The sequence below is a fragment of the Nonomuraea sp. CA-218870 genome (genome assembly GCF_050936535.1).
Taxonomy (GTDB): domain Bacteria; phylum Actinomycetota; class Actinomycetes; order Streptosporangiales; family Streptosporangiaceae; genus Nonomuraea; species Nonomuraea corallina.
Window position 1 is genome coordinate 859,263 of record NZ_JBNJMN010000002.1, and the last position, 23,814, is coordinate 883,076.

Consider the following 23,814-nt stretch of genomic DNA (forward strand, 5'->3'; position numbering starts at 1 on the left):
TTCTCTCTAACCGGGCAGCAGTTCGGAGGTTAAGATGACAGCTTTCAAGATCATCTTCTATAGTTTCCGACGTCTACGAGGGGAGGGCGGGCGTGAGAGCCGGACGTGTGGCCGTGTTCGCCATCGTCCTCACCGCGCTGCTCGCGCTTCCCGGCCCCTCGCCGGCGGCCGCCGATCCCAGCCCCGCCCAGCTGCGCAGACTCACCAAACAGGCCGCCCAGCTCAACGACCGCTACCGCGGCTCCATCCAGAGCCTCGAGGACATCCGCATCCAGGCCAAGAGGGCCGTCGACACCTCCGGCTCGCTGCAGCGGCGCCTGGCCGCCGCCGAGTCCGAGCTGGCCTCCCTGGCCGAGACCGCCTACATCCTCGGCCCGCTCGACACCACCCGCCTCTTCAGCAGCCAGGTCGACCCCCACAAGGCGCTCGGGCAGGCGGCCAACATGAGCTACATGGTCAAGGAACGGGCCAGCCGGGTCGCGGGCGTCGAGAAGCTCATCGAGGACGCCCAGAAGGCCAGGCTCCGCGCCAACGACAGGGTCAAGAAGCTGGAGAAGGAGATCAAGAATCTCCAGAGCAGGCGGCGCGAGCTCGACCGGCTGCTCGCCAAGTACGGCTTCCAGCAGCCCGGCAACGCCGGCGGACTGACCCAGCGCATGATCAGCGTACGCGCCGAGGTCATGCAGAACTTCCCGATGCCGTACGGGGTCGGCTGCCTGCGCCCTGGTGACCCCGGCGAGCACGGCAAGGGCCGGGCCTGCGACTTCATGATCTCCCGCGGCATGGCCACCGGCGGCGAGTCCGACCGCGGCGACGCCCTGGCCGAATGGCTCATCCGCAACGGCGACCGGCTCGGCGTGATGTACATCATCTGGAAGCAGCGCTACTACGACATCAGGTCGGGCGGCGGCTGGGACATGATGTCCGACCGGGGCGGCGTGACGGCCAACCACTACGACCACGTGCACGTCTCAGTGTTCTGACCGCCCGCCGGCGGCCAGGAAGTCCCTGAACCACGCGTAGGAGGCCTTCGGGGTGCGGCGCTGGGTCGCGAAGTCGACGTGCACCAGCCCGAACCGCTGGTGATAGCCCTCGGCCCACTCGAAGTTGTCCAGCAGCGACCACACGAAGTACCCCCGCACGTCCACCCCCTCCCGCCGGGCCCGCTCCATCGCCTCGACGTGCCGCTCCAGGAACGCGATGCGCCCCCGGTCGTCGACCACGCCGTCCGGGCCCGGCACGTCCTCCTGGGAGCAGCCGTTCTCGGTGACGTAGACGGGCGGCAGCGCCTCCCCGTACCGGTCCTTCAGCCGGACGAGCAGCTCCCGCAGTCCGTCAGGGACGATCGGCCAGCCGAAGGCGGTGGTCGGGTAGCCCGGGATCCCGGCGTCCTCGAACGGCAGGCCGTCGGAGGAGGGGGCGGCGATCCGGGTGGGGTTGTAGTAGTTGATCCCGATCCCGTCGAGCGGGGCCGCGATGACCTCCAGATCCCCGTCCCGGACCACGTCCCACCGGCCCACCCCGTACGCCGACAGATCGGGATACTCGCCCAGGAGCACGGGGTCGTTGAAGAGACGGTTGTGCAGGATGTCGTACGCCCGCGCCGCCGCCCGGTCCTCCTCCGCGTCCGACGCCGGCCAGACGGGGGTGCAGTTGTTGGTGATCAGCACCTGCCCGGCGCCCGCCGCCCGCAGCGCCCCCACCGCCAGGCCGTGGCCCAGCAACTGGTGGTGCGCCGCCGGCAGCGCGCCGGCCAGCAGCGCCCGCCCGGGGGCGTGGACGCCCATCGCGTACCCGTACGCCATGTGCACGAACGGCTCGTTGAGCGTGATCCACATCCGTACCCGGTCGGCCAGCCTCTCGGCGGCCAGCGCGGCGTACTCGGCGAACCGGTGGGCCGTGTCGCGGGCGAGCCAGCCGCCGCCGTCCTCCAGCGCCTGCGGCAGGTCCCAGTGGAACAGCGTCGGCACCGGCGTGATCCCGGCCGCCAGCAGCGCGTCCACCAGCCGGTCGTAGAAGTCCAGGCCCTTCTGGTTGGCGGGCCCGCTGCCCCGCGGCTGGATCCGAGGCCAGGCCAGGGAGAAGCGGTAGGCGTTCACGCCGAGGTCCGACAGCAGCGCGACGTCCTCCGGCCAGCGGTGGTAGTGGTCGCAGGCGACGTCGCCGGTGTGGCCGTCCCTGGTGCGGCCCGGCTCGCGGGAGAAGGTGTCCCACACGGACGGGCCCCGGCCGTCCTCGTCCGCGGCGCCTTCGATCTGGTAGGCGGCCGTCGCCGTGCCCCACAGGAACATGCCGTGCTCCCTCTGCTTGAGTCCGGCTCATGTTAGCTGAGCCGGTCACTACCTGCCGGTAGTGCGTCAGGATGGGGGACATGACGAGTACCTTGCGTCGCCGTCCGGCGCAACGCCGCAGCCTGGAGCGGGTGGAGCGGATGCTCGACGAGTGCGCGCTGCTCCTCGACGAGATCGGCTACGAGGCGTTGACGACCAAGGAGGTCGCCCGGCGCGCGGAGGTGCCGATCGGCACCTTCTACCAGTTCTTCCCCGACAAGCACGGGCTGGTGCGGGCGCTGGCGCTGCGCAACCTGGAGGCGTTCCTCGACCGCGTCACCGAGCGCCTCGCCGCCGCCGAGCTCGGCCACTGGACCGACCTGGTCGACCTGGCGATCGACGAGTTCGTGGCGATGAAGCGGACCACACCCGGGTTCGCGGTGGTCGACTTCGGCGAGATCCTGCGCGCCCCCGGCGGTCCCGCCATCGAGGGCACCAACCGGATGCTCGACACGGCGCTGGAGAACAACGCGATCGTCGCCGACCGGCTGCGCGCCATCACCGTCGACCTGCTCGACGCGCCCGCCGGGCCGGCGCTCGACCGCGCGATCCTGGTCGCGGTCGAGGCCGCCGACGCGGTGCTCAAGCTGGCCTTCCGGGTCGATCCCGAGGGCGACCGGGAGCTGGTCGCCGAGTGCAAACGACTCGTCCACGGCTACCTGGCGGTCCACCTGCCGTGAACGTCCGGCGCTGCCGGCTCGGCTAGGGCGGCTCAGCCGATCCGTCACGCGGCCGCTCGGCGGCTCACGTGCGCAGGCGCTCAGCCGATCCGCCGTAGCGCGCGCTCGCGCCGCGCGGCCACGTTCGAGCCCGACTCGCGCCGGGCCATCCGGCGCAGCACGATCGGCGCGAGCAGCAGCCCGGCCACCGCCCACACGCCCAGCGCCCCGGCGGTCTCCAGGTGCCGCCACGACCCGCCGATCTCCAGGGCCGCGGCGCTGTCGGGCAGCAGCGCCGAGCGCGTGCCGAGCCCCAGCCAGTAGAACGGGAAGACCTGCGCGACCCCCTGCAGCCACCCCGGCAGCGAGCTGATCGGGTAGAAGATCCCGGAGATCGCGATCAGGCCGAGGAACGGCAGCATGATCAGGCCCTGCGCCCGCGCGCTGCCGAACAACGAGCCGAGCGCGGCCCCGGCCGGCAGGGTCGCCACCAGCCCCAGCGCCACCACCCAGGCCAGGGTCAGCCAGGCAGCCGGGTCCCCGGCCACCAGGCCGGGAATGATCAGCAGCCCGGGGATCAGGAAGATCGCCAGGTCGGCCACCGTGCCGCCGGCCACCGAGACGACCTTGCCGGTCAGGTAGCCGAGCATGCCGTGCGGCACCGCCTTCGCCCGCAGCAGCGTCCCGTCCTCACGCTCGGCCGTGAGCTGCTGGCTCATAGCGATCATGCCGTTGGCCACGTTCATACCCAGGACGCTCGGCAGGATCAGGGTGCCGAGAGGGTAGCCGCTGTCGCCGAACGGCACGTCGCGCAGCCACCACGCCACGGCCAGCGTGAGCCCCGGCCACAGCAGGTGGGCGAACAGCTCCGCGCCGTTGGTGAACGACTGCCGCAGCTCGATCAGGCCGCGCGTCCACCCCGCGCGCACCGCCGCGGCCGCCGGGCTCATCGCGCCGCCCCTTCGGCCTGCCGCACCAGGGCGAGGTAGGTGTCCTCCAGCGAGGACCGTCGGACCTCAAGCTCGCCGACCCGCCTCCCGTGCCGCTGGAACAGGTCGAAGACCAGCGCGGTGGAGTCGCGGGTGGACCGGGTGAAACGCTGCCCGTCCAGCGTCCAGCGGACCTCGTCCTCGCCCGTGATGCGCCGGGCGAGCTCCTCGGCGGTGCCGTCGGCGATGATCCTGCCCCCGTCGAGGATCACGATGCGGCCCGCCAGCCTCTCCGCCTCGTCCAGGTCGTGCGTGGTCAGCAGGATCGTGGTCTCGCCCGAGCCCGCCAGCCCGCGGACCAGCTCGTGGAACTCGCGTCTGGCCTGCGGGTCGAGCCCGGCGGTCGGCTCGTCGAGGAACAGCAGCTCCGGCCTGCCCACCAGGCCGATCGCCACGTCCAGGCGGCGGCGCTGGCCGCCGGAGAGCATCCGGATCTTCTTGTCCGCGTGCCCGGTCAGGCCGACCGCCGCGATCAGCTCGTCGGCGTCCCACGGCCGGGGGACCCGCTCGGTGGCGTAGCCGGCGTAGAAGGCGCCCAGGTGCGCCAGCAGTTCGCGCACCCGCCACTTGCCGTGGTCGCGCCAGGACTGCAGGACCACGCCGATCCTGGCCCGCCAGTCCTCGGTGGCGCGCGCGGGGTCGGTGCCGAGCACCGTGACGCGGCCCGCCGAGCGCATCCGGAACCCCTCCAGGATCTCGATCGTCGTGGTCTTGCCCGCGCCGTTCGGGCCGAGCAGGGCCAGCACCTCGCCGTGCCGCGCCCGGAACGTCACCTCACGCAGGACGTCGGTGGCGCCGTAGCGCATGCGCAGCCCCTCCACGTCCAGCGCGACCTCTTCCGCCGTGTTCATCCCATCGCCCTTCCTGGTCGTTCATCTGGGCGTGAAGCTACGTTGCGTTTCCGATGACGGCAACAAAATGGGCGAGTAGATGGCCTATTTGGCAGGGCGTAAGGGCGAATCAGTGCAATGGCGGTGACGGTGAACGCAAGCCCGGCTCGCCATCGCGTTGCAATGGGCTGGCGGCGAACGCATACTGGGACCGGCTACGGGAGGTGGGATGCCGGGAAGCAGGCTGACCTGGCAGGACCGGAGGCGCATCGCCGCCGGCCTGGCCGAGGGACTCGGATACGCGGAGATCGCCCGGCGGCTCGACCGGCCCACCTCGACCGTCAGCAGGGAGGTGGGCCGCAACGGCGGGCCCGGCGCGTACCGGCCCGACCACGCCCACCAGGCGACCGGGTGGCGGGCCCGCAGGCGCGGGCCCGCCACGCCCCCGGTGTCGCCCGCCGACGACCCGCACGGGCGCGACCCCGAGGCGGTGCGGCGCTTCGTCGAGCGGTTCACGGCGGTGATGGTGGAGGCGGGAGTGCCGAGGATGGCGGCACGGGTGCTGGCCTGCCTGTTCGCCACCGATTCGGCCAGCCTGACGGCCGCCGACCTGGTGCGGCGACTGCAGGTGAGCCCCGCGTCGGTGTCCAAGGCGATCGGCTACCTCGAAGGGCTGGGCATGGTGCGGCGCGAGCGCGACGCCCGGCCGCGCCGGGAGCGCTACGTCGTCGAGGACGACGTGTGGTTCGGGGCCTGGTCGGCCAGCTCGCGCAAGGTCGCCGACTGGGCGCAGGCGGCGCGTGAGGGCGTCACCCTGCTCGGCCCCGACACGCCCGCCGGGGACCGGATGCGCCAGATGGGCCGGTTCTTCGCCGAGCTCGGGCAGGACATGAGCGGCGCTCTGGGGCCGCAGGCGGCCGACGATGTGCTGACCGTGGCCGCCGCCCTGCTCCACGCCGGCCGCCCGCTCACCGCCGCCGTGCTGGCCGGCGCCCTCGGCTGGCCGCCCGAGCGGGTCGCCGCGGCGCTCGGCGACGCCGAGCGCCATCCGGCCGTCGCCGACCCCGTCGCCGTCCAGCGGGCCGGTACTGACGCGTACACGGTCACCGTGCGGCCGGGCCGGCTCGGCCCCGCCCAGCGCGCGGCCCTGGCCCCCTGACCGCCCCCCGCGGGTCAGCCGGCGGCGTCGAGCCGGGACTTCAGCTCGTCGTCCAGCTTGAGCTCCGTCGCGCCGATGGCCTCCTCCAGCTGGTCCAGGCTGCTGACGCCGACGATCGGTACGTGGCCGTCCGCCAGCAGCCAGGCCAGCACCACCTGGTTCGGGGTCGCGCCCAGCTCCCGCGCCGTCTCGTGCAGGACCTGCAGGCGGTGGGTCGTACCGGAGTGGTGGTAGATGTCCTGGATCGGCCGGTCCTCGCGCGTGTAGGCGCCGAACATCAGCGTGTTGTACGCCCACAGCGTCATCCCGGTGTCCTTGAGGTACGCCAGGTGCTCGTCCGTGGTGAGCGTGTGCCCCGCCTCTGCCAGCTCGGTGTGCGGCCGCGGGCGCAGGTAGGTGTGGCGGAGCTGCAGATGGGTGTAAGGCGTCCAGCCGTGCGCGGCCGAGACGTTCCTGGCCCGCTCCAGCCGCCAGGACGGCAGGTTGCTGGCCCCGATCGCCGCCGTCCTCCCCGCGCGGACCAGCTCGTCGAAGGCGCCCAGCGTCTCCTCCAGCGGCACCGACCGGTCCTCGATGTGCGCCCAGTACAGGTCCACCCGGTCGGTGCCCAGCCTGCGCAGGCTGCCCTCGACTGCGGTACGGATCGCCGCGGCGGACAGGCCCTCGGCCGAGTCGAGGGTGGTGTCGCCGGGCACGGTCGGCCGCGCGCCCACCTTGGTGCTCAGGAACACCTGGTCCCGGTTGCCCCGGGCGGCGAGCCAGGAACCGATGGCCAGCTCGCTCTCGTCGCCGGTGCGTCCGGGCACCCAGAACGGATAGTTGTCGGCGGTGTCGATCATCCGGCCGCCGGCCTCGACGAAACGGTCGAGGATGGCGAAGGTGTCCTTCTCGCTGACGGTCGTGCCGAACGGGATGGTGCCGAGTGCGATGTTCATGGCTACGACAATGGAATCTGGAGCGCACTCCATGTCAACCGCCGCATCGATCCGGAATTTTTACCATATTCCGGACGCTTCGACCTGGAGCTTGACCTGGAGTCCGCTCCAGATGAGATGCTCATGCCCGTGAGCGTCTATACCCCCGCAGAAGTCGTCGAGGAGACCGGCTTCACCCTGGACACGTTGCGCTACTACGAGAAGATCGGCCTGCTCGAACGCGTCGAGCGCAACGCCGCAGGCCAGCGCCGCTTCAGCGAGCAGGACATCGGCTGGCTCGGCATGCTCCGATGCCTGCGCGACACCGGCATGCCGATCGCCCAGATGCTCCGGTTCGCGGAGCTGACCCGCGCCGGCGACCACACCATCCCCGACCGCATCAAGCTCCTGGAAGAGCACGACGGCCGCGTCGAGGGCCAGATCGACAACCTCAACGAACGCAGGCGCTACATCAGGAACAAGATCTCCTACTACCGCAGCGTCCTCTGAGCCTCGTTCCCTGGAAGTCTCACCCCTGGTCACGCGAATGTGCTCACGCGCCGTACTTGCTGTGTGACAATACGTGTCATGCCGTCCCCCCGACATGACACGCTCGTCAAGCTGTTCGCCGACCGCCCCCAGCTGGTGATGAAGATCCTGCGGGACCTGCTGGGGGCCGACCTGCCCGAGACTCCGCTGATCCGGCGGGAGAGCGCGACCTTCAACACCCGCAACTCCGAGGACATCGCCTCGGACCTGATCTTCACTCTGGGCCCGCCGCAAGAGACGGCGCATGCCGTCATCGTGGAAATCCAGCAGGATCAGTCCAAGGACCCGCAGCAACTCGCTCGCTACGCCGCCGCCCTGTGGCTGCAACTGCGTTGCGGCGTCACGGTCCTGCTCATCTGTCCTGATCGCGCCACCGCCGCCTTCTACGGGGAGCCCGTCCGCACCAGTCTGGACGGCTACTGTTTCGAGGCCCGGGTGCTGGGGCCCGACAGTGTTCCCTGCATGACCGATCCTGACGAGGTCACCGCCGATCCGGGGCTGGCGGCCCTGTCGGTCATGGTTCACGGGCGCGATCGCAAGGTGGTCGAGGCCTTCGCCCAAGGGATGTCCAAGAGCCCGGACGGCCGTCACGCTACGAAGTACACTGAATACGCATACAGCATGGCCGCACCCGAGATTCGCCGCCTGATGGAGGAGATCATGACGTCCACCGACTGGCCGGTCTACACGCCATGGGCCCGCGAACACTATGGTCGCGGCCTTCAAGAGGGCATAGCCGAGGGGAAGGCGGAAGGGAAGGCCGAAGGGAAGGCGGAGGAGAGCGCCAAGTCGGTGCTGCTCGTGTTGAGTGCCCGGGGGTTCGAGGTTCCCGACGAGGTCCGGGCGCGCGTGGTCTCCTGCACGGACCTCGACCAGCTCGAAGCCTGGCTCACCCGCGCGGCCACCGTCCGGGCGCTCGACGACCTGTTCGGCCCGTCGACCGGCGAAGGTCAGCGGTAGGCGGAGGCCTGGAGGGTGTAGAGCTCGGCGTAGAGGCCGTTCAGCGCGATGAGGGTCTCGTGGTCGCCCTGTTCGGTCACCTTTCCGTGCTTGAGGACGTAGATGCGGTCCGCGTGGCGGACACTGGCCAGGCGGTGCGTGATGAGCAGGACCGTGCGGCCGTCGGAGTGGTCGCGGATGCGCTCGAAGAGCGCGTGCTCGGCCCGCGCGTCCAGGGCGGCCGTCGGCTCGTCGCAGATGAGCAGCCGGGCCTCGCGGTGGAAGCCGCGGGCGACCGCGATGCGCTGCCACTGGCCGCCCGACAGTTCCTGGCCGTCCTTGAAGCGGCGGTCGAGGAGTGTGCTGTAGCCGTGGGGCAGCTGGGCGATCACCTCGTCGGCCCCGGCGACGGCGGCCGCCGCGTGCAGGGCGGCCTCGCCCTTGCTGGTGCCCATGGTGACGTTGTAGCGGGCGGCGAGCGGCCAGCGGGTGTGGTCCTGGGCGATGACGGCGGTGCGCAGGCGCAGGTCCTCGGGGCTGACCTGGCGCAGGTCGACGTCGTCCCACCGGACGCTGCCGGTGTCGGGCTCGTACAGACCTGAGAGGATCTTGGCGAGGGTGGTCTTGCCCGAGCCGTTCTCGCCGACCAGGGCGACCACCTCGCCTTCCTTGATCTCCACGCTGACGCCGCGCAGCGCGGGCTCGTCCGAGCCGGGGTAGGTGAAGGTCACGTCCCGGGCGCTGATCCGCTCGAAGCGCTCGGGTGCGGGGGCGCGGTCCGTGTCGGGCAGGCGCGGCTCGGCGTCGGCGCAGAACTCCAGGAAGTCGGTGAAGTAGAGGCCCTCCTCGTAGAGCCGGTTGGTGGCGTACATGAGGTTGCCTAGTGACTGGGAGCCCGAGCGGATGGCGAGTACGGCGGTGCCCGCGACGGCGAGGGGGATGGCGCCGGCGGCCAGCAGGATCCCCAGGGCGACGTAGACGAGGCCGGTGCCGAGCCCGCCGAGGGCCTCGCCCACCAGCCTGGCGACGGTCTGCCGCCTGGCCAGCCGCAGCATGACGTCCTGCTCCGCCTTGGCGGCGGTGTCGTAGACGCGCAGCAGGAAGCCGCGCATGGTGAACGAGCGGACCTCGGCGGCCGAGTCGCGTTCGGCCAGCAGCTGGGCCATGATCCACTTGCGCCGGATGACCGGGATCAGCGCGAACATCGTGGTGTAGCGCATCCTGGCGCTGCGCACCGCGGCCCACGCGTCGGGCACCACGGCTAGCAGCAGCAGCGGCAGCAGCACCGGGTGGAGCACGCCGAGCACGCCGCCCACGGCGGCGATGCCGACGGCGGCGGTCACCACGCCGATGGCGGAGGCCACCACCCAGTCGACCGTGGACACGCCGCGGAGCCTGGCCCGCTGGAGCGCGTCGTGGAAGTCCGGGTCGTCGTAGGCGGAGAGTTCGACGTGGCTGGTCAGCTCGTAGAGCCGCTTCTCGGTCAGCCGGGTGACCTGGGGTTCGAGGCGCGCCTGCGCCCAGCCCGCGCCCGCCGTGACCGCGGCGCGCAGCGCGGCGGCGGTGGCGACCAGGATCAGGCTGGGCAGCGCCGCCCGCACCCGCTCCGGCGTGGGCCCCTCGCTGAACAGGGCGTTGAGCACGCCCGTGGTCGCCAGCAGCCCGAAGGCCGTCAAGACGCCGCCGAGCAGGTTGAGGGAAACGGTGGCGAGGGTGTCGCGAGGGCTGGCCTGCCAGGCCATGCCCATGGCCTGGCGGATCAGGGAGGGGAGCCGGCGGGCGATCGTGAGGAACCCCACCTCGGTCATCGTGTCAGCGTGCGCGTGCCAGTCGGAGAGGGAGATCTCGCCCAGTTCGAGGGGCTCGTCGGCCATACCGGGAAGTGTTCCCTGCGGCACCGGCGAATCCGCACGCGATGTTCTCTCACGTGACCGGGGCCGGCGCGCCACGCCGGTGCCACTTGGGACGACGAGGCGGTATGCCGACCTGTTATGCGGCCGTCCTTGACGGGCGCGCGGGGGAGGTGGGTTGATGGCGATGTTGACAACGTTGTCAAATCACCGAAGTTCGGGGGCTTCTCGAAGGGATGGTGTGCGATGAGACGACGGTGGAGGTCAGCCGCCGCGGTCATCCTCGCGAGCGTGCTCGGCCTGTCGGCCTGCGGCGGCGACGGTTCGTCCGACGGCGACCCGGGCGCCGCGGGCGGCGGGAAGCAGCAGGTCGAGGTCTTCTCATGGTGGACCGGCCCCGGTGAGGCCGACGGCCTGCAGGCCATGCGGCAGATCTTCGAGCAGCGCAACCCCGGTCAGGCGTTCTTCGACGCGGCCGTGGCGGGCGGGTCAGGCGACAAGGCCAAGGCGCTGCTCGCGTCCAAGCTGCAGGCCGACACCCCGCCGGACACCTTCCAGGGACACGCGGGCGCCGAGCTGCAGGGCTACATCAAGGCGGGTGACCTGGAGGAGCTGAACTTCCTGTACGACGAGCTGAAGCTGGCGGACGTCTTCCCCGCCCAGCTCGTCGAGCAGATCAGCGTGGACGGCAAGGTCTATTCCGTGCCGGTGAACATCCACCGGTCCAACGTGCTGTGGTTCAACCCCGGCGTGCTCAAGGAGGCCGGGGTGGCCGGGCCGCCGAAGAGCGTCGAGGAGTTCGTCGCCGCCCTGGAGAAGGTCAAGGACACCGGCAAGATCCCGCTGTCCATCGGCTCCGAGTGGACCGCGGTCCACCTGCTGGAGAGCGTGCTGCTGGGCTCGCTCGGCACCGACGCCTACAACGCCCTGTTCGCGCCGGGCGCCGACTGGAACGGCGCCGAGGTGACCAGGGCGCTGGAGAACTTCAAGACGATCATGTCGTACGCGGGCGACCCGCAGGACGACTGGCAGCCGGCCGCCAAGCAGGTGGCCGACGGCGAGGCCGCGTTCAACGTCATGGGCGACTGGGCGTACGGCTACTTCCACAACCCCCCGGAGGGCGGGCTCGGCAAGACGTCGAAGACCGACTTCGACTGGGCGCCGGCCCCCGGCACCGACGGCACGTACCTGTGGCTGTCCGACAGCTTCACCCTCCCTAAGGGCGCCAAGAACCGTGACGGCGCCATCGCGTGGCTGAAGGTCGCGGCGAGCAAGGAGGGCCAGGACGCGTTCAACCCGAAGAAGGGCTCCATCCCCGCCCGGAAGGACGCCGACCAGTCGCTCTACACCGGCTACCTGGCCGACGCGCTGAAGGACTGGTCGGGCGACAAGCTCGCCGGCTCCATCCAGCACGGCGTCGCGGTCGGCCAGCCGTGGCTGGCCGAGATCAACACCCAGGTCGGCCTGTTCCTCGGCACGAAGGACGTGGCCGCGCTGCAGAAGGGCCTGGCGGACGCCGCGACGGCGAACGCCCAGTAGCACGGGAGGGGCGGGCCTGCCGTCCTTTCGACGGAGGGAGTGGTCGGTGAGACGGGTGCGCACCTGGCTCCCGGGCCTGTTCCTCGTCGCGCCGTCGATCGTGGCGATCGGCGTGTTCGTGTACGGCATGCTGGGGTGGAACGTCCGGCTGGCCATGACGGACAAGCACGACGAGGTGTCCGAGGGCGACTTCGTGGGTCTGACGAACTTCGTCGACCTCTGGGACGAGGCCCGCTGGCATCTCTCGGTCAACCACGCGATCGTGTTCACGGTCGTGTTCGTGGCCGGGGCGCTGTTGCTCGGGTGGTTCCTCGCGTTCCTGATGGAGAAGGGCGTCCGGGGCGAGGGCACGTTCCGGGCGGTCTACCTGTTCCCGATGGCCGTGTCGTTCGTCGCCACCGGCATCGTGTGGCGGTGGCTGATGAACTCGGGTCAGGACGAGCGGGCGGTCGGGCTGAACCGGCTGTTCGGCTGGCTCGGGCTGCCGCAGTGGGACTGGTTCCGGGACCAGGAGTGGGGGATGGCGGCCATGGCGCTCCCCGCGATCTGGCAGATGTCCGGATATGTCATGGCGTTATTCCTGGCGGGGTTCCGGGCCGTCCCCGAGGAGCTGCGCGAGGCCGCCCGGGTGGACGGCTGCACCGAGTGGGGCGTCTACCGGCACGTGGTGCTGCCCCTGCTGCGCCCGGTCACGCTGTCGGCGCTCATCATCCTCGGGCACATCTCGCTCAAGGTGTTCGACCTGATCGTGGCGGTCGCGGGCAAGCAGATCATCACCGACGTGCCGGCGGTGTTCATGTGGGTGGCGGTCTTCGACTCCCACGATCCGGCCAAGGGGGCCACCATCGCCTCCTACATCGTGCTCAGCGTGGCCGTCTTCGTGATCCCGTACCTGATCTGGACCGTACGCAGGGAGAGGCGGCCATGACGGCGGTGGCGCGGCGCGGACGGCGGGTGCCCTCCCTCGCCAGGACGGCGATCCTGCTCGCGTTCGTGGTGATCTTCCTGATCCCCGTCTACGTGCTGCTGGTCACCAGCTTCAAGCCGCTCACCGAGGCCGACCCCGGCCAGGCGTGGAACCTGCCGCGCACCTGGACGGCCGAGGCGTGGCGGGTGGCGTGGGAGAAGCTCGCGCCGGGCCTGTGGAACAGCGTGCTGGTCGCCGTCCCCGGCTCGATCCTGTCGTGCGCGCTCGGCTCGATGAACGGGTACGTGCTCGCGAAATGGCGCTTCCCCGGCGCCGACGTGCTGTTCACGCTGTTCCTGTTCGGCATGTTCATCCCGTACCAGGGGGTGATGATCCCGCTGGTGCAGCTGCTCGTCGGGCTGAACGAGCTGACCGGGATGCCGGGCGTCTGGTACGGCGGCATCCCCGGGCTGGTGCTGGCCCACGTCGTGTACGGCATCCCGATCTGCACGCTGATCTTCCGCAACTACTACGTGACCATCCCGGGCGAGCTGATCGAGGCGTCGCGGGTGGACGGGGCCGGGATGCTCCGCACGTACTGGTCGGTCGTGCTGCCGGTGTCCGGGCCGGCCGTCGCGGTGGTGATCATCTGGCAGTTCACCTCGCTCTGGAACGACTTCCTGTTCGCCGTCTTCCTCACCGGCCCGCGGAGCTGGACGGCCATGGTGATGCTGAACAACATCGCCGGCGCCCAGGCCACCCCCTACAGCCAGCAGATGGCCGCGGCCCTCCTGGCGTCGCTCCCGACCATGCTCATCTACGTGCTGCTCGGCCGGTTCTTCATGCGCGGCCTGATGGCCGGCGCGCTGAAAGGATGACCTCGGGGTTGGCGCAGTGCGCCGGCCGCTCGCCGCGGACGTACCTCGCCACGTCGCCGGCCACGATCGAGGCGGCCTTCATGGCCGTCTCCTTGCTGGCCCCGGCCAGGTGCGGGGTCATCACCAGGTTCGGGGCGGCCAGCAGCCGCGAGCCGGCCGGGATCGGCTCCTCGGGGAAGACGTCCACCGCGGCGCCGAACAGGTGACCCGTCTCCAGCGCGTCGCAGAGCGCGTCGTAGTCGAGCAGCGCGCCGCGCGCACAGTTGACCAGCACCGAGCCGCGCGGCATCAGCGCGAGCTGCTCGGCGCCGATCATGCCGGTGGTCTCGGGCGTGGCCCGCGCGTGCAGGGACACGAACCGCGACCGGCGCAGCAGCTCGTCCAGCTCCACCCGCCCCGGCACGTCCACGTACGGGTCGTACACGAGCACCTCGGCCCCGAAGCCCGCCACCATCCTGGCCACCCGGCTGCCGATCGCCCCGTAGCCGACCAGGCCGACCGTGCTGCCCTCCAGCTCGGGGCCGACCAGGTCGAAGGAGTAGTAGTCGCCGCGCCAGACGCCGCCCGCGAGGTCAGCGTGCGTCTGCGGGACCCGGCGGGTGGCGGCCAGCATCAGCGCCAGCGTGTGCTCGGCGGTGGCGACCGCGTTGCGGCCGGGCGCGAAGGTGACGGCGACGCCCGCCTCCGTGGCGGCCTCCAGGTTGGCGTTGACCGGGCCGCCCCGGCTGACGCAGAACAGCCGCAGGTCGGGGCAGGCGTCCAGGACGCGCCGGGTGAGCGGGGCCATCTGCGTCACGCACACCTCCACCCCGCGCAGCGCGGCGATCAGCTCCTCCTCCACGTCCGAAGCCTCGTCGACCTCGCCCACCGGCCCGAACGGGACGACCGGCCACGGCAGCGTCAGCTCGCTGATCTCCAGATCGCCGGGCACCTCGCGGCGCAGCGCCGCGGCCAGCAGGTCGTTGCGGACGAAGTGGTCGCCGGCGGCAAGCACTCGGATGGTCAACGAACGGCTCCAATCGGGGTGTTGTACCGCAAGATCGCGGCCCGGGGACCGGCGGGGCCGCCGTACGGGCGCAGCTCGGTGAGCGCGCAGTTGTCCAGGCGGGGGAACAGCCGCCGGTACTCGCCGAGCGGGACGCCGATCAGCCGGCACAGGGCGAGCCTGATGGCGGTGGTGTGGGCCACCACGAGCACCCGGCCGCCGGGGGACGCGGCGGCGACGTCGAACAGCGCGGCCGTGAACCGGTCCGCGGCCTCGGCCGGGTCCTCGCCGCCCGGCAGCGGGTGGGCGCCGGGGTCTGCCTCGAAGGCGGCGCGGGCCTCGGGGAACCGCTCGCGCATCTCCCGCGCGGTCAGCCCCTCACCCTGACCGAAGTCCAGCTCCCGCAGCCGCTCGTCCGCCCGCGGGGTCAGCCCGGCCGCCGCGGCGGCGCCCGCGGCGGTGATCCGGGCCCGGCTCAGCGTGGACGACCACACCGCCGCCAGCCCCGCGCCGGCGGCCCACGCGGCGAGCTCGGCCGCCTGGTCGTGCCCGCGGCCGGTCAGCTCGATGTCGCTGATCCCGGCGTAGCGGTTCTCGGCGTGCCAGACGGTCTCGCCATGCCGCACCAGCACCAGGGTCGCGGGGCGATCGGTCATCACGGCCTCCTGGTCGCAGGCCGGCTGGTCACGGGGGCCGCTGCGCGGATGGTTCCGGGGCGTCGGGGGAGTCATCGCGCGCTCCTTTCGCGGGCGTGGGCGGCGGCGGGCTCGGGGAGCCAGCCGCGTTCTTCCAGGGCGGCGACGAAGCGCAGGTACGGCTCCCGCAGGTCCGCGCCGGACGGCTCGACGACCTCGCGGGTACGGACCATCCGCGCGGCCACCCCGGCGATCCCGGTCGTTCCGTTCACTCCGGGCGTTTCGGGTGTTCTGTGAGTGGTCGTGCCGAGAGCGGTGGTGGCTCCGGCTGCGAGGACGGCCATGCCGAGCGCCGGTTCGGCGTTCTCCCGGAGTGTCACCGGACGGCCCAGCACGTCGGCGCGGAGCCTGTTCCCGTACGCGCTCCTGGTCGCGCCGCCGGTGAGGATGATCTCGCCGTCGACCGGTGCGCCGAGCAGGTCGAGGTAGTCGAAGCAGAGCCGCTCGACGAACGCGGCACCCCGCAGGATGGCGGCGTAACGTTCCACGTCGTCGGCGGGCTCCCCCATCGTGAACCCCTCCGCGTCCGGCGCCGCGAACGGGAACCGCTCACCCCGCGACACCAGCGGGTAGATGATCGGCAGCCCCGCCGCCTCCCACGCCCCGCCGCTCCCGCGACCGTACGCGCCGTCGGAACGCCCCGTGCTGCCGGAACCCGGGACGCCTCCGCCGCCCGGGGCGGTGCGGCGGGCGGCGGCTTCGGCGGCCAGGGCGTCGAGGTCGCGTCCGGGCAGGTCGCGGGAGAGGACGCCCGCGCCGGTGCTGGACGCGCCGCCCGGCAGCCACGAGCCGTCCGGGGCGCGGTGCGAGTAGACGACGCCGAGCGGGTCGTGGACCAGCTCACGGGTGACGCCCTTGAGGACGAGCGTGGTGCCCAGCACCGAGTTCCAGCTTCCCGGGGTGAGGGCGCCCGCGCCGAGCTGGGCGGCGCACCCGTCGGTGGTCCCCGCGATCACGGGGGTGCCCTCCGGGATGCCGGTGGCCCTCGCCGCCTCGGCGCACACCGCGCCGATCCGGGTGCCGGGCCGTACCACCTCGGGCAGCGCCGAGGTGGGCACCCCGAGCGCGGACAGCACGTCGGACGGCCAGCGTTCGTCGATCAGGTCGACCCCGGTCTTGAGCGCGTTGCTCAGGTCGGTCGCCACCTCGCGCCCGCACAGCCGCCGGTTGACGAAGTCGCTCTGGTGGGCCGCCCGCGCCCCCGGCGGGGCGTCCGCGAGCAGCCACAGCAGCTTGGGCAGCGCCCAGTTGGCCTGCATCCGCCGGTACCCCAGCCGCTCCCAGACGGGCGCGCCCACCGCGTTCACCCGGTCCACCAGCCCGGCCGCGCGCCGGTCGTCGTACATGAGGGCGGGCGTCAGCGGCGTCCCGTCCGGCGTGGTGAGCAGGACGGTGCCGGAGGTGGCGTCGACCGCGACGCCCTCGATCCGTCCGGCGGGCACCTCGCGCAGCGCCTCCCGGGTGGCGGCGGCCAGCGCCGCCCACCACTCCTCGGGGTCCTGCTCGTGCCGGACGCCGTCGCGGTGGCTGGTCAGCGGGCGGACGGCCGCGCCGAGCACCCGCCCGTCCGCGTCCACGGCCATCGCGCGCACGCTCTGCGTGCCGAGGTCGATCCCGATCCACGCGCTCATGTCCGGCTCCGCGTCTCGGCGAGCAGCGGCCAGGAGCGGGCCGCCTGATCGCGCAGGGTCAGGAAGTTCCGGTACGCGTCCGCGTACGGGCCGGGCTCGGGCTCGACGGCGTCCCCGAGCCGCACGTGCCGGGCGGCGGCGTCCTGGATGGTCGAGGCGCCGGTGGCGGCGAGGCCGACGAGGAACGCCCCCCTGGCGCCGACCTCGGCGTCCACCGGGCGCAGCACCGGCAGTCCGGTGACGGCGGCGATGAGCCGCAGCCACAGCGCGCTGGCCGAGCCGCCGCCGCATACCCGCAGCTCGCGCGGGGCCGCGCGGGTCGCGGCCAGGCAGTCCTGGACGACGAGGGTGAGCCCTTCGAGCACGGCGCGGGCGACCTGCTCGCGGCCGTGCTCGACCGACATGCCGAGGAAGGACCCCCGGGCCAGCGGGTCGGAGAACGGCAGCCGTTCACCGGCGGGGGAGAGGTACGGCAGGAACGCCAGGCCGCGCGCCCCCGGTTCGCTCCGGGCGGCCAGTTCGCCCAGTTCGCCCGGCCGGTCGAGCCCGAGCAGCCGGCAGGCCCATTGGATCACTTCGGTGCCGGTGAACGTGGGGAAGGCGCGCAGGTAGCCGCCCGGCGCCGCGATGGTGATGCCGATCGGGTCGCCGTCCAGGTCCGGCCGTTCGACCAGGGTCTCCACGCAGAGCGTGGTGCCGAGGATGCCGCACGCCTGGCCGGGGCTGACCGCGCCCGCGCCGAGCGCGGTCGTGACGATGTCGTACGGTGCCATCACCACGGGCGTGCCCTCGGGCAGTCCGAGCAGGTCGGCCGCGGGCTTCGACAGCCCGGCCGTGCGCCGGGCGTCGTCGCGGATCTCGGGCAGCAGCCGTCCGGCGGGGTCCAGCCCGAACAGTTCCACCAGCTCGGGGGCGTAGCGGCGGGCGCGCAGGTCCATGAACGGGGCGGAGGCGTCCGACTCCTCGGCGGCGATCTCTCCGGTCAGCTTCGCGAAGATCCAGCCGCCGCAGGTGAGGTTGGCGGTGGAGCGGTCCAGCCGGTCGGGGTCGTGCCGCATGAGCCAGGACAGGATCGCGTGCGGCAGCCCGGTGGCGGCCGACGAACCGTTGACCCGGAACGCCCGCTCGGCCTGCCCGGACCGGATCCAGCCGTCCACGATCGCGGCGGCGCGGCCGTCGTTCCACAGGATGGCCGGGCCGGTCGGCTCGCCGGCGGCGTCGACGAGCCAGCAGCCGTCGCCCTGCGCGGTCACGGCCACGAAGTCGACCGGTTCGCCGAGGGCCGCGGCCACCTCGCGGACGGTGGCGGCGACGGCGTCCCAGACCGCGCCCATGTCCTGCTCGGCATGGCCGGGTGCGGGCCTGGAGACGACCGTGGGCCGCCTGGACACGGCGGTCTCGGCGCCGTCGCCGTCGTAGCCGACCGCCTTGATCACCGTGGTGCCGGCGTCGACGCTGATGGCCGCCATCACGCCCTGCCGTGCGAGGTCCTCGACCGGCGCGAGACGGAGTCGACGACCACCGCCAGGAGCAGGACGGCCCCGGTGACCATGAAGCGGATGGAGGAGTCGAGGTTCAGCAGCGTCAGGCCGCTGGAGATCGACTGGATGACGATGATGCCGAGCAGCGCGCCGAAGGCGGTGCCGCGCCCGCCGAACAGGCTCGTGCCGCCGATCACCGCGGCGGCGATGGCGTTGAGGTTGACGTCGCCGCCGCCGCTGCTCTGGTTGGCCGCCGCCAGCCGGGCCGCGGCCAGGATGCCGCCGACCGCCGCGAGCGAGGAGCAGAGCACGAACACCGAGGTGTAGACCTGCTTGACGTTGATGCCCGCGCGCCTGGCCGCCTCGACGTTGCCGCCGACCGCGTACACGGACCGGCCCCACTGGGTGCGCGAGAGCAGGTAGTGCATGACCAGCACCAGCGCCACGAAGAACACGAACATCCAGCCGACGCCGCGCGTCTGGCCCAGGTACCAGACCACGAACAGCAGCGCCGCCAGCAGCGCGGCGCTCCGCGTCACCAGCGCCGAGGTGCTCTTCGACGACAGCCCGGCCGCGCGCCGCTCGCGGGCGTGCAGGTAGCCGCTCGCGAAGAGCCAGACGGCGGCGACCACGGCGAGCGTGTACGCCAGCCAGCCGGGCAGGAAGGCGAGCTGGGCGAAGTTCACCAGCCCCGAGTCGAAGGGCAGGTTGATCGCGCCCTTGGTGCCGAGCACGTACAGTTGCAGGCCGAGGAAGCCGAGCAGGCCCGCGAGGGTGATGACGAAGCTGGGCACGCCGAACCGGTTGAACAGCTGGGCGTACACCCAGCCGATGGCGGCGCCCATGATGACCGCGGCGCTGATCGCCACCCAGACCGGCAGCCCCTGGTCCACGAAGAGCACGGCCAGCACGGCGCCCGAGAGGCCGCTGACCGAGCCGACGGACAGGTCGATCTGGCCGACCAGCAGCACGCACACGATGCCCAGCGCGATGATGCCGACCGCGGCCGACTCCATGGTCAGGTTCACCAGGTTCTGGCTGGACAGGAAGATCGGGTTGAGGATCTGCAGCACGCTCCAGATGACGATCAGCCCGACCACGACGGGGATCACGCCGAGGTCGCCGCCGCGCGCCCGCTCGACCACGTCGGTGAGCGCGCCGCGCAGGCCCTCACGCTGCTGGAGCCGCTCGTCCTGGCGGTCGGTGGCCACTGTGCTCATGACGGGAGCCCTTCCTGATGCCGGCTCGCCCGCCGGGTCACCGCGTTGTCGGTGGCCCCGGTGATCGCGGCGATGATGTCCTCGGCGGAGACGTCGCCGACGTCGAAGACGCCGTTGTTGCGGCCCAGCCGCAGCACCGCGACCTTGTCGGCCACGGCCTTCACGTCGGCCATGTTGTGGCTGATCATGATCACCCCGAGCCCGTTCTCGCGGAGCCGCTCGACGAGGTTGAGCACCTCGGCCGTCTGGGCGACGCCCAGCGCGGCCGTGGGCTCGTCCAGGATGATGATCTTCGGGTCGCCGAGCAGCGACCGGGCGATCGCCACGGTCTGGCGCTGGCCCCCGGACAGCGCCGCCACCGGGACCCGGACACTCGGGATCTTGGCCGAGAGCTGCCGGAGCAGCTCCCACGAGCGGGTCTCCATCGCCACGTCGTTCAGCCGCAGCGGGCGGATCTCCTGGCCCAGGAACAGGTTCTGGATCACGTTGAGGTTCTCGCAGAGGGCCAGGTCCTGGAAGACGGTGGCGATGCCGAGCCTGTGCGCGGCCGCCGGATTGGGGATGTCGACCACCCGGCCGGCGAACGTGATCGTCCCGGCGTCCGGCGGATGGACCCCCGAGAGGATCTTGACCAGCGTGGACTTGCCCGCGCCGTTGTCCCCGACCACCGCGACGACCTGGTGTGCCGCCACGTCGAGGTCGATGCCGGTGAGCGCGGCCACCGCCCCGAAGTTCTTGCTGACGCCGCGCAGGGACAGGACGGTGTCCGGTTGCTGAGTGGGCGACACGGGGACCCCCTACTTGATGTCGAGCTCGGCGCAGCCCTCGGCGTACTCGCCGGTGCACACCTCGGCCGCCTTCATGATGCCGCTGTCGAACAGCACCTCCTTGATGTTGTCCCTGGTCACGACCGTGGGGACGAACAGCTCGGAAGGCGTGTCGTACAGGGTGGTCTTGCCCTCGGGCTTCTGGCCCTGCATGAACTGGTGGGCGACCCCGGCGGCGGCCTCGGCGACGATCTTGATCGGCTTGGAGATCGTGTTGTACTGGTCGCCCTTGATGATGCGCTGGGCGGCGGCGATCTCCGCGTCGTTGCCGGTGACCGGCGGCACGTCCTTGCCCGCCGCCTTGAAGGCGGCGATGGCGCCGCTGGCGGTGCCGTCGTTGGCCGCGACCACGCCGACGATGTCGTCGCCGAACTGGGTGACCTGGCCGCTGACCCAGGTCTGCGCCTTCTCCGGGCTCCACTCGGGGGTGTCGTACTCGGCCAGCAGCTTGAAGCCGCTGGTGTCGACGGCGCTGTGGATGCCCTTCTTGATCAGGCCGGCCGCCGCGTCCGTCGGGGAGCCGTTGACCTGGAGGACGCCGCCCTCGGCCCCCTCCGCCTTGAGGTGCTCGACCAGCGACGCGGCGATCATCGAGCCGATCTTCTCGTTGTCGAAGGAGATGTAGTAGTCGGCGGGCGTGGACGGGATCGGCCGGTCGTAGGCGATGATCGGGACCTGCTGCGACTGCGCGGCCCGGACGATGCTGGCCGCTGCGGTGGAGTCGACGGGGTCGAGCACGATGGCCTTGACGCCCTGGGCCAGCGCCGAGTTCGCCTGCTGCTGTTGCTTGGCGGCGTCGGAGTCGGCGTTCTGGTAGATGACGGAGCAGCTGGGGCAGAGCTCCTTCATCTTGGCCTCGAACAGCGGCTTGTCCTGCTGCTCGTACCGGGTGGAGGCCAGGTCGGGCATGAGGAAGGCGACCTTGCCGTTCTCCGCGCCGCCCGCGCCGCCACCGGTGGCCTCGCCGTCGCCGGTGGAGCCGGAGCCGCACGCGGCCAGCGCCGAGGTCGCGAGGACCGCCACGGCGGCGAAGGCGGACGTCCGCATCTTGATTCTGTTCACGGGTACTTACCTCACTCGCTCATCCAGCCGGACGCCTCGCGTCCTCGGGTGGTCGCGTCCCCCGGTTGCGACCCGGGACGTGCCTCACAAGGGGCGACGTCCCATGGTGCGCCACACGGTAGCGTGAGAGCAGAATATTTGTCCAGCACCGGTGTTCACTAGACCACCCAACCCGGTCCCTTCGGGTGAACAGGTGTGCACGGGCTCAGCGCGCGGCGGCGAGGATGCTCTCGGCGGTCAGGGCGTCGGTGACGAGCCGGTTGAAATAGCCGCCCCTGGCCCCGGCGATGATCGAGAGGACCTTCTCCGCGCCCACCGCGACGGCGATCGAGTGCGGGATCCGCCGCAGCTCCTCCAGACCGGCCGCGACCAGGCGCTCGCTGCCCGGATAGCCGACCGGGTCGCCGTCGCGGTCGAAGAAGCGCGAGCACACGTCGCCCACGGCGCGGCGCAGGCTGGGCTCCTCGCGCGGCACGAACGCGGGCACCACCTGGCGCATCAGCGGCGGCGAGCCGACGCCCACGACCGCGCACCTGGCCTGGGCCCACAGGTCCATCACCCGGCGCACCGACGGCTCGTGCTGCAGCGAGTAGAACAGCTCGGGGCCCGGCAGCGCGGGCGCGTACAGGTAGTGAGGCACGCCCCCGACCTGCTCGGCGAACAGCCGGGTGGTCTCGTTGGTCTGGAACCAGGGCTGCGGGTCCTGCTGACCGCCGACCGCCGGGGCGATCCGCACGCCGGGGAAGCGGCCGAGCCCTTCGCGGGCGCACTCGTACACGGTGCTGCCGGACGACACCAGGACCACGTCACCCGACTCCAGCCCCACCGCCGCCAGCGCCTTGGCCAGGCCGGGGGCCAGCCACGGGCCCAGCGCCGGGCCGCTGACCCTGGGCACCAGGTGGACCCGGTCCAGGTTCAGCACGTCGGCGACCTGGCTCGCCAGATGGCCGCCGGCCAGCCGCTCGGGGCGATGCACCTTGATCTCGACGATCCCCTGCCGGCGCGCCTCGGTCAGCAGCCGGCTCACGGTCGCCCTGCTGACGCCGAGCCGCTTGGCGATGTCGGCCTGGGTGGCGTCCTGGAGGTAGTACTGCGACGCCGCGGCGTACATCAGCTCCTGGGGGAAGCGGGCTTCCTGTGCGGCGTCGGCGTTCATGCGCGCGCTCCCTGGGGTCTGTGAACAAGTGTGCTGAACGGATGCGCTCGACTATACCTTCGTGCCATCCCGAGGAAAGGCTAGCGATCCCGGGGCCCGTCCGGGAGCGGGCGCGGCTCGTCAGAGAACCGACCCCGCGCAGAGGGCGTCGCCGAGCGGGGTCCGCGCGTACAGGACGCTGCGGCCGGTGCGGGTGCCGCTGATCAGCCCCGCCTCGCGCAGCGCCGCCAGATGGCCGCCCGCGGTGCCCACGCTCAGCCCGAACAGCGCGGCCAGCTGGGTGGTCGTCGCCGGCGCGGCCAGCTCCTCCAGGACGCGGGCGCGGGTGCGCCCGATCAGCCGCGCCAGCCGTGCCAGCCGCGCCGGCCCGGAGCTCGGCGACGGCGGGCCCACCGCGGTCCCGCGCGCGGGATAGATCAGCGCGTACGGCCACGCCTCCGCGAGATAGGCCCCCAGGTTGCCGATGAACGCCGACGGCAGGAACAGCAGCCCCTGACCGCCCAGCCGGTGCCGCTCCTCCTCGGCCCCGATCGCGATCTCGAGGTGGCCGTCGTCGTGCCAGCGCACCTGGTCGCTCAGGTCGTCGAGCGCCGCCGCCCACCCGTACGCGGCCAGCCGCCCGGCCCGCTGCACCACGTCCCGCTCCAGGATCGCGTGGAAGTGCGGCCATGTCCTGGACACGATCTCCGTCCAGAGGGCCTCGTACGCGTCCGCGATCAGCCGTACCACGTCCGGGCCCAGCAGCAGGTCCCTGAGCGCGGCCGGCGCGGGCGGCCGGCGGGCCAGCACCGCGGCGATCTCGGCGTGCGCCTGCTCGATCGGCGTCCGCCGCATGGCGGACAGCTCCGCCTCGAACGGCACGCGCACGCCGGTGGGCGGCGGCGCGACGAAGTCCACGTTGGCGTCGCCCCGGTTGCCGGACACGACGGCCACGGCGGCGAGCGCCGGGTGACGGCGCTCCAGCTCCCGGTACGTCCCGCGCCACCGCTCGACCCAGTGCCGGTGCACGCCGCCCGGCCCGCGGCCGTCGAGCAGCCATTGCGCGTGCATGGTCTCGATCAGCGGCGAGATCGCGAACCGGCTGGCGGCCACGTCCTGAGGGGTGACGTCGATTCTTACCACCATCTTTCGGTTATATCCGAAAGCTTCGCCGCGCGCGGGGGCCCCCGGCCACCATCGGGAGGAGCAGGCCCGGCGGCCCCGCCCTCCCTCCG

The 23,814-nt window shown here is 72.1% G+C and carries 21 protein-coding genes and 1 pseudogene; 8 read left to right on the forward strand and 14 right to left on the reverse strand.

Features of this window, described 5'->3' with window-relative positions:
* Nucleotides 1–92 precede the first annotated feature (92 nt).
* Nucleotides 93–983: a coiled-coil domain-containing protein gene (locus ACQEUU_RS32670; RefSeq protein ID WP_433073058.1), complete on the forward strand. Its 891-nt coding sequence runs from the start codon at nt 93–95 to the stop codon at nt 981–983.
* On the opposite strand, the gene ACQEUU_RS32675 is transcribed toward ACQEUU_RS32670, so the two are convergent.
* A complete protein-coding gene (locus tag ACQEUU_RS32675; RefSeq protein WP_433073061.1) occupies nt 972–2,291 on the reverse strand; it encodes a GH1 family beta-glucosidase in 1,320 nt (439 codons plus the stop codon). The genes ACQEUU_RS32670 and ACQEUU_RS32675 overlap by 12 nt on opposite strands.
* Nucleotides 2,292–2,371: 80 nt before the next feature.
* Between ACQEUU_RS32675 and ACQEUU_RS32680 the strand changes: the two genes are divergently transcribed.
* Nucleotides 2,372–3,010: a TetR family transcriptional regulator gene (locus ACQEUU_RS32680; RefSeq protein WP_433073064.1), complete on the forward strand. Its 639-nt coding sequence runs from the start codon at nt 2,372–2,374 to the stop codon at nt 3,008–3,010.
* 80 nt (nt 3,011–3,090) lie between these two features.
* Here the strand turns inward: ACQEUU_RS32680 and ACQEUU_RS32685 are convergent, their stop codons facing one another.
* Both ACQEUU_RS32685 and ACQEUU_RS32690 read right to left on the reverse strand, forming a co-directional pair.
* The gene (locus ACQEUU_RS32685; protein ID WP_433073067.1) at nt 3,091–3,939 is read right to left on the reverse strand and encodes an ABC transporter permease; all 849 of its coding nucleotides are present in this window, start codon (nt 3,937–3,939) and stop codon (nt 3,091–3,093) included.
* Nucleotides 3,936–4,829, reverse strand: a complete 894-nt coding sequence (locus tag ACQEUU_RS32690) for an ABC transporter ATP-binding protein (protein WP_433073070.1) — start codon at nt 4,827–4,829, stop codon at nt 3,936–3,938. The genes ACQEUU_RS32685 and ACQEUU_RS32690 overlap by 4 nt, the downstream gene beginning before the upstream one ends.
* Nucleotides 4,830–5,037: 208 nt before the next feature.
* On the opposite strand from ACQEUU_RS32690, the pseudogene ACQEUU_RS32695 reads away from it, so the two are divergent.
* Nucleotides 5,038–5,709 (forward strand): annotated as a pseudogene (locus ACQEUU_RS32695) (helix-turn-helix domain-containing protein); the annotation flags it as partial.
* A gap of 272 nt (nt 5,710–5,981) precedes the next feature.
* On the opposite strand, the gene ACQEUU_RS32700 reads toward ACQEUU_RS32695, so the two are convergent.
* On the reverse strand, nt 5,982–6,902 hold the full coding sequence (locus ACQEUU_RS32700) for an aldo/keto reductase (protein WP_433073073.1): 921 nt from the start codon (nt 6,900–6,902) through the stop codon (nt 5,982–5,984).
* Between the two features lie 123 nt (nt 6,903–7,025).
* Here ACQEUU_RS32700 and ACQEUU_RS32705 point away from each other — a divergent pair, with 123 nt between their 5' ends.
* On the forward strand, nt 7,026–7,391 hold the full coding sequence (locus tag ACQEUU_RS32705; protein ID WP_433073076.1) for a MerR family transcriptional regulator: 366 nt from the start codon (nt 7,026–7,028) through the stop codon (nt 7,389–7,391).
* A gap of 78 nt (nt 7,392–7,469) precedes the next feature.
* Nucleotides 7,470–8,390 (forward strand): hypothetical protein, encoded by a 921-nt coding sequence (locus ACQEUU_RS32710; protein WP_433073079.1) that lies wholly within the window; start codon nt 7,470–7,472, stop codon nt 8,388–8,390.
* On the opposite strand, the gene ACQEUU_RS32715 is transcribed toward ACQEUU_RS32710, so the two are convergent.
* A complete protein-coding gene (locus ACQEUU_RS32715; protein WP_433073082.1) occupies nt 8,381–10,243 on the reverse strand; it encodes an ABC transporter ATP-binding protein in 1,863 nt (620 codons plus the stop codon). The two genes, ACQEUU_RS32710 and ACQEUU_RS32715, sit on opposite strands and share 10 nt — an antisense overlap.
* Nucleotides 10,244–10,465: 222 nt before the next feature.
* Here ACQEUU_RS32715 and ACQEUU_RS32720 point away from each other — a divergent pair, with 222 nt between their 5' ends.
* The 3 genes from ACQEUU_RS32720 to ACQEUU_RS32730 are packed head-to-tail and all read left to right on the forward strand — an operon-like array spanning nt 10,466 to nt 13,543.
* Nucleotides 10,466–11,758 (forward strand): ABC transporter substrate-binding protein, encoded by a 1,293-nt coding sequence (locus ACQEUU_RS32720; protein WP_433073085.1) that lies wholly within the window; start codon nt 10,466–10,468, stop codon nt 11,756–11,758.
* 46 nt (nt 11,759–11,804) lie between these two features.
* A complete protein-coding gene (locus ACQEUU_RS32725) occupies nt 11,805–12,686 on the forward strand; it encodes a carbohydrate ABC transporter permease (RefSeq protein ID WP_433073088.1) in 882 nt (293 codons plus the stop codon).
* The gene (locus ACQEUU_RS32730; protein ID WP_433073091.1) at nt 12,683–13,543 is read left to right on the forward strand and encodes a carbohydrate ABC transporter permease; all 861 of its coding nucleotides are present in this window, start codon (nt 12,683–12,685) and stop codon (nt 13,541–13,543) included. The genes ACQEUU_RS32725 and ACQEUU_RS32730 overlap by 4 nt, the downstream gene beginning before the upstream one ends.
* Here ACQEUU_RS32730 and ACQEUU_RS32735 read toward each other — a convergent pair.
* The 9 genes from ACQEUU_RS32735 to ACQEUU_RS32775 form a co-directional block, all read right to left on the reverse strand.
* The gene (locus ACQEUU_RS32735; protein ID WP_433073094.1) at nt 13,506–14,549 is read right to left on the reverse strand and encodes a 2-hydroxyacid dehydrogenase; all 1,044 of its coding nucleotides are present in this window, start codon (nt 14,547–14,549) and stop codon (nt 13,506–13,508) included. The two genes, ACQEUU_RS32730 and ACQEUU_RS32735, sit on opposite strands and share 38 nt — an antisense overlap.
* Nucleotides 14,546–15,184, reverse strand: a complete 639-nt coding sequence (locus ACQEUU_RS32740; protein WP_433073097.1) for a histidine phosphatase family protein — start codon at nt 15,182–15,184, stop codon at nt 14,546–14,548. Before ACQEUU_RS32740 ends, ACQEUU_RS32735 begins: the two co-directional genes overlap by 4 nt.
* 71 nt (nt 15,185–15,255) lie before the next feature.
* Complete coding sequence (locus tag ACQEUU_RS32745; RefSeq protein WP_433073100.1) at nt 15,256–16,854, reverse strand: FGGY-family carbohydrate kinase; 1,599 nt, start codon at nt 16,852–16,854, stop codon at nt 15,256–15,258.
* Complete coding sequence (locus tag ACQEUU_RS32750) at nt 16,851–18,323, reverse strand: FGGY family carbohydrate kinase (protein ID WP_433073103.1); 1,473 nt, start codon at nt 18,321–18,323, stop codon at nt 16,851–16,853. The genes ACQEUU_RS32745 and ACQEUU_RS32750 overlap by 4 nt, the downstream gene beginning before the upstream one ends.
* Nucleotides 18,323–19,555 (reverse strand): sugar ABC transporter permease, encoded by a 1,233-nt coding sequence (locus ACQEUU_RS32755; RefSeq protein WP_433073105.1) that lies wholly within the window; start codon nt 19,553–19,555, stop codon nt 18,323–18,325. Before ACQEUU_RS32755 ends, ACQEUU_RS32750 begins: the two co-directional genes overlap by 1 nt.
* On the reverse strand, nt 19,552–20,343 hold the full coding sequence (locus tag ACQEUU_RS32760) for an ATP-binding cassette domain-containing protein (protein ID WP_433073108.1): 792 nt from the start codon (nt 20,341–20,343) through the stop codon (nt 19,552–19,554). Before ACQEUU_RS32760 ends, ACQEUU_RS32755 begins: the two co-directional genes overlap by 4 nt.
* Before the next feature lie 9 nt (nt 20,344–20,352).
* Complete coding sequence (locus ACQEUU_RS32765) at nt 20,353–21,444, reverse strand: ABC transporter substrate-binding protein (protein WP_433073111.1); 1,092 nt, start codon at nt 21,442–21,444, stop codon at nt 20,353–20,355.
* Nucleotides 21,445–21,649: 205 nt separating this feature from the next.
* Nucleotides 21,650–22,600: a sugar-binding transcriptional regulator gene (locus tag ACQEUU_RS32770; protein ID WP_433073114.1), complete on the reverse strand. Its 951-nt coding sequence runs from the start codon at nt 22,598–22,600 to the stop codon at nt 21,650–21,652.
* Between the two features lie 120 nt (nt 22,601–22,720).
* Nucleotides 22,721–23,725, reverse strand: coding sequence for an ArsR/SmtB family transcription factor (locus ACQEUU_RS32775; protein WP_433073116.1), 1,005 nt, complete (start codon nt 23,723–23,725; stop codon nt 22,721–22,723).
* Between the last annotated feature and the right edge of the window lie 89 nt (nt 23,726–23,814).

Excerpts from the sequence above, each read along its gene's own strand:
- ACQEUU_RS32675 (WP_433073061.1), bottom strand. The coding sequence starts at position 2,291 with ATGTTCCTGTGGGGCACGGCGACGGCCGCCTACCAGATCGAAGGCGCC.
- ACQEUU_RS32680 (WP_433073064.1), top strand. The coding sequence starts at position 2,372 with ATGACGAGTACCTTGCGTCGCCGTCCGGCGCAACGCCGCAGCCTGGAG.
- ACQEUU_RS32685 (WP_433073067.1), bottom strand. The coding sequence starts at position 3,939 with ATGAGCCCGGCGGCCGCGGCGGTGCGCGCGGGGTGGACGCGCGGCCTG.
- ACQEUU_RS32690 (WP_433073070.1), bottom strand. The coding sequence starts at position 4,829 with ATGAACACGGCGGAAGAGGTCGCGCTGGACGTGGAGGGGCTGCGCATG.
- ACQEUU_RS32700 (WP_433073073.1), bottom strand. The coding sequence starts at position 6,902 with ATGAACATCGCACTCGGCACCATCCCGTTCGGCACGACCGTCAGCGAG.
- ACQEUU_RS32705 (WP_433073076.1), top strand. The coding sequence starts at position 7,026 with ATGCCCGTGAGCGTCTATACCCCCGCAGAAGTCGTCGAGGAGACCGGC.
- ACQEUU_RS32710 (WP_433073079.1), top strand. The coding sequence starts at position 7,470 with ATGCCGTCCCCCCGACATGACACGCTCGTCAAGCTGTTCGCCGACCGC.
- ACQEUU_RS32715 (WP_433073082.1), bottom strand. The coding sequence starts at position 10,243 with ATGGCCGACGAGCCCCTCGAACTGGGCGAGATCTCCCTCTCCGACTGG.
- ACQEUU_RS32720 (WP_433073085.1), top strand. The coding sequence starts at position 10,466 with ATGAGACGACGGTGGAGGTCAGCCGCCGCGGTCATCCTCGCGAGCGTG.
- ACQEUU_RS32730 (WP_433073091.1), top strand. The coding sequence starts at position 12,683 with ATGACGGCGGTGGCGCGGCGCGGACGGCGGGTGCCCTCCCTCGCCAGG.
- ACQEUU_RS32740 (WP_433073097.1), bottom strand. The coding sequence starts at position 15,184 with ATGACCGATCGCCCCGCGACCCTGGTGCTGGTGCGGCATGGCGAGACC.
- ACQEUU_RS32745 (WP_433073100.1), bottom strand. The coding sequence starts at position 16,854 with ATGAGCGCGTGGATCGGGATCGACCTCGGCACGCAGAGCGTGCGCGCG.
- ACQEUU_RS32750 (WP_433073103.1), bottom strand. The coding sequence starts at position 18,323 with ATGGCGGCCATCAGCGTCGACGCCGGCACCACGGTGATCAAGGCGGTC.
- ACQEUU_RS32755 (WP_433073105.1), bottom strand. The coding sequence starts at position 19,555 with ATGAGCACAGTGGCCACCGACCGCCAGGACGAGCGGCTCCAGCAGCGT.
- ACQEUU_RS32770 (WP_433073114.1), bottom strand. The coding sequence starts at position 22,600 with ATGAACGCCGACGCCGCACAGGAAGCCCGCTTCCCCCAGGAGCTGATG.
- ACQEUU_RS32775 (WP_433073116.1), bottom strand. The coding sequence starts at position 23,725 with ATGGTGGTAAGAATCGACGTCACCCCTCAGGACGTGGCCGCCAGCCGG.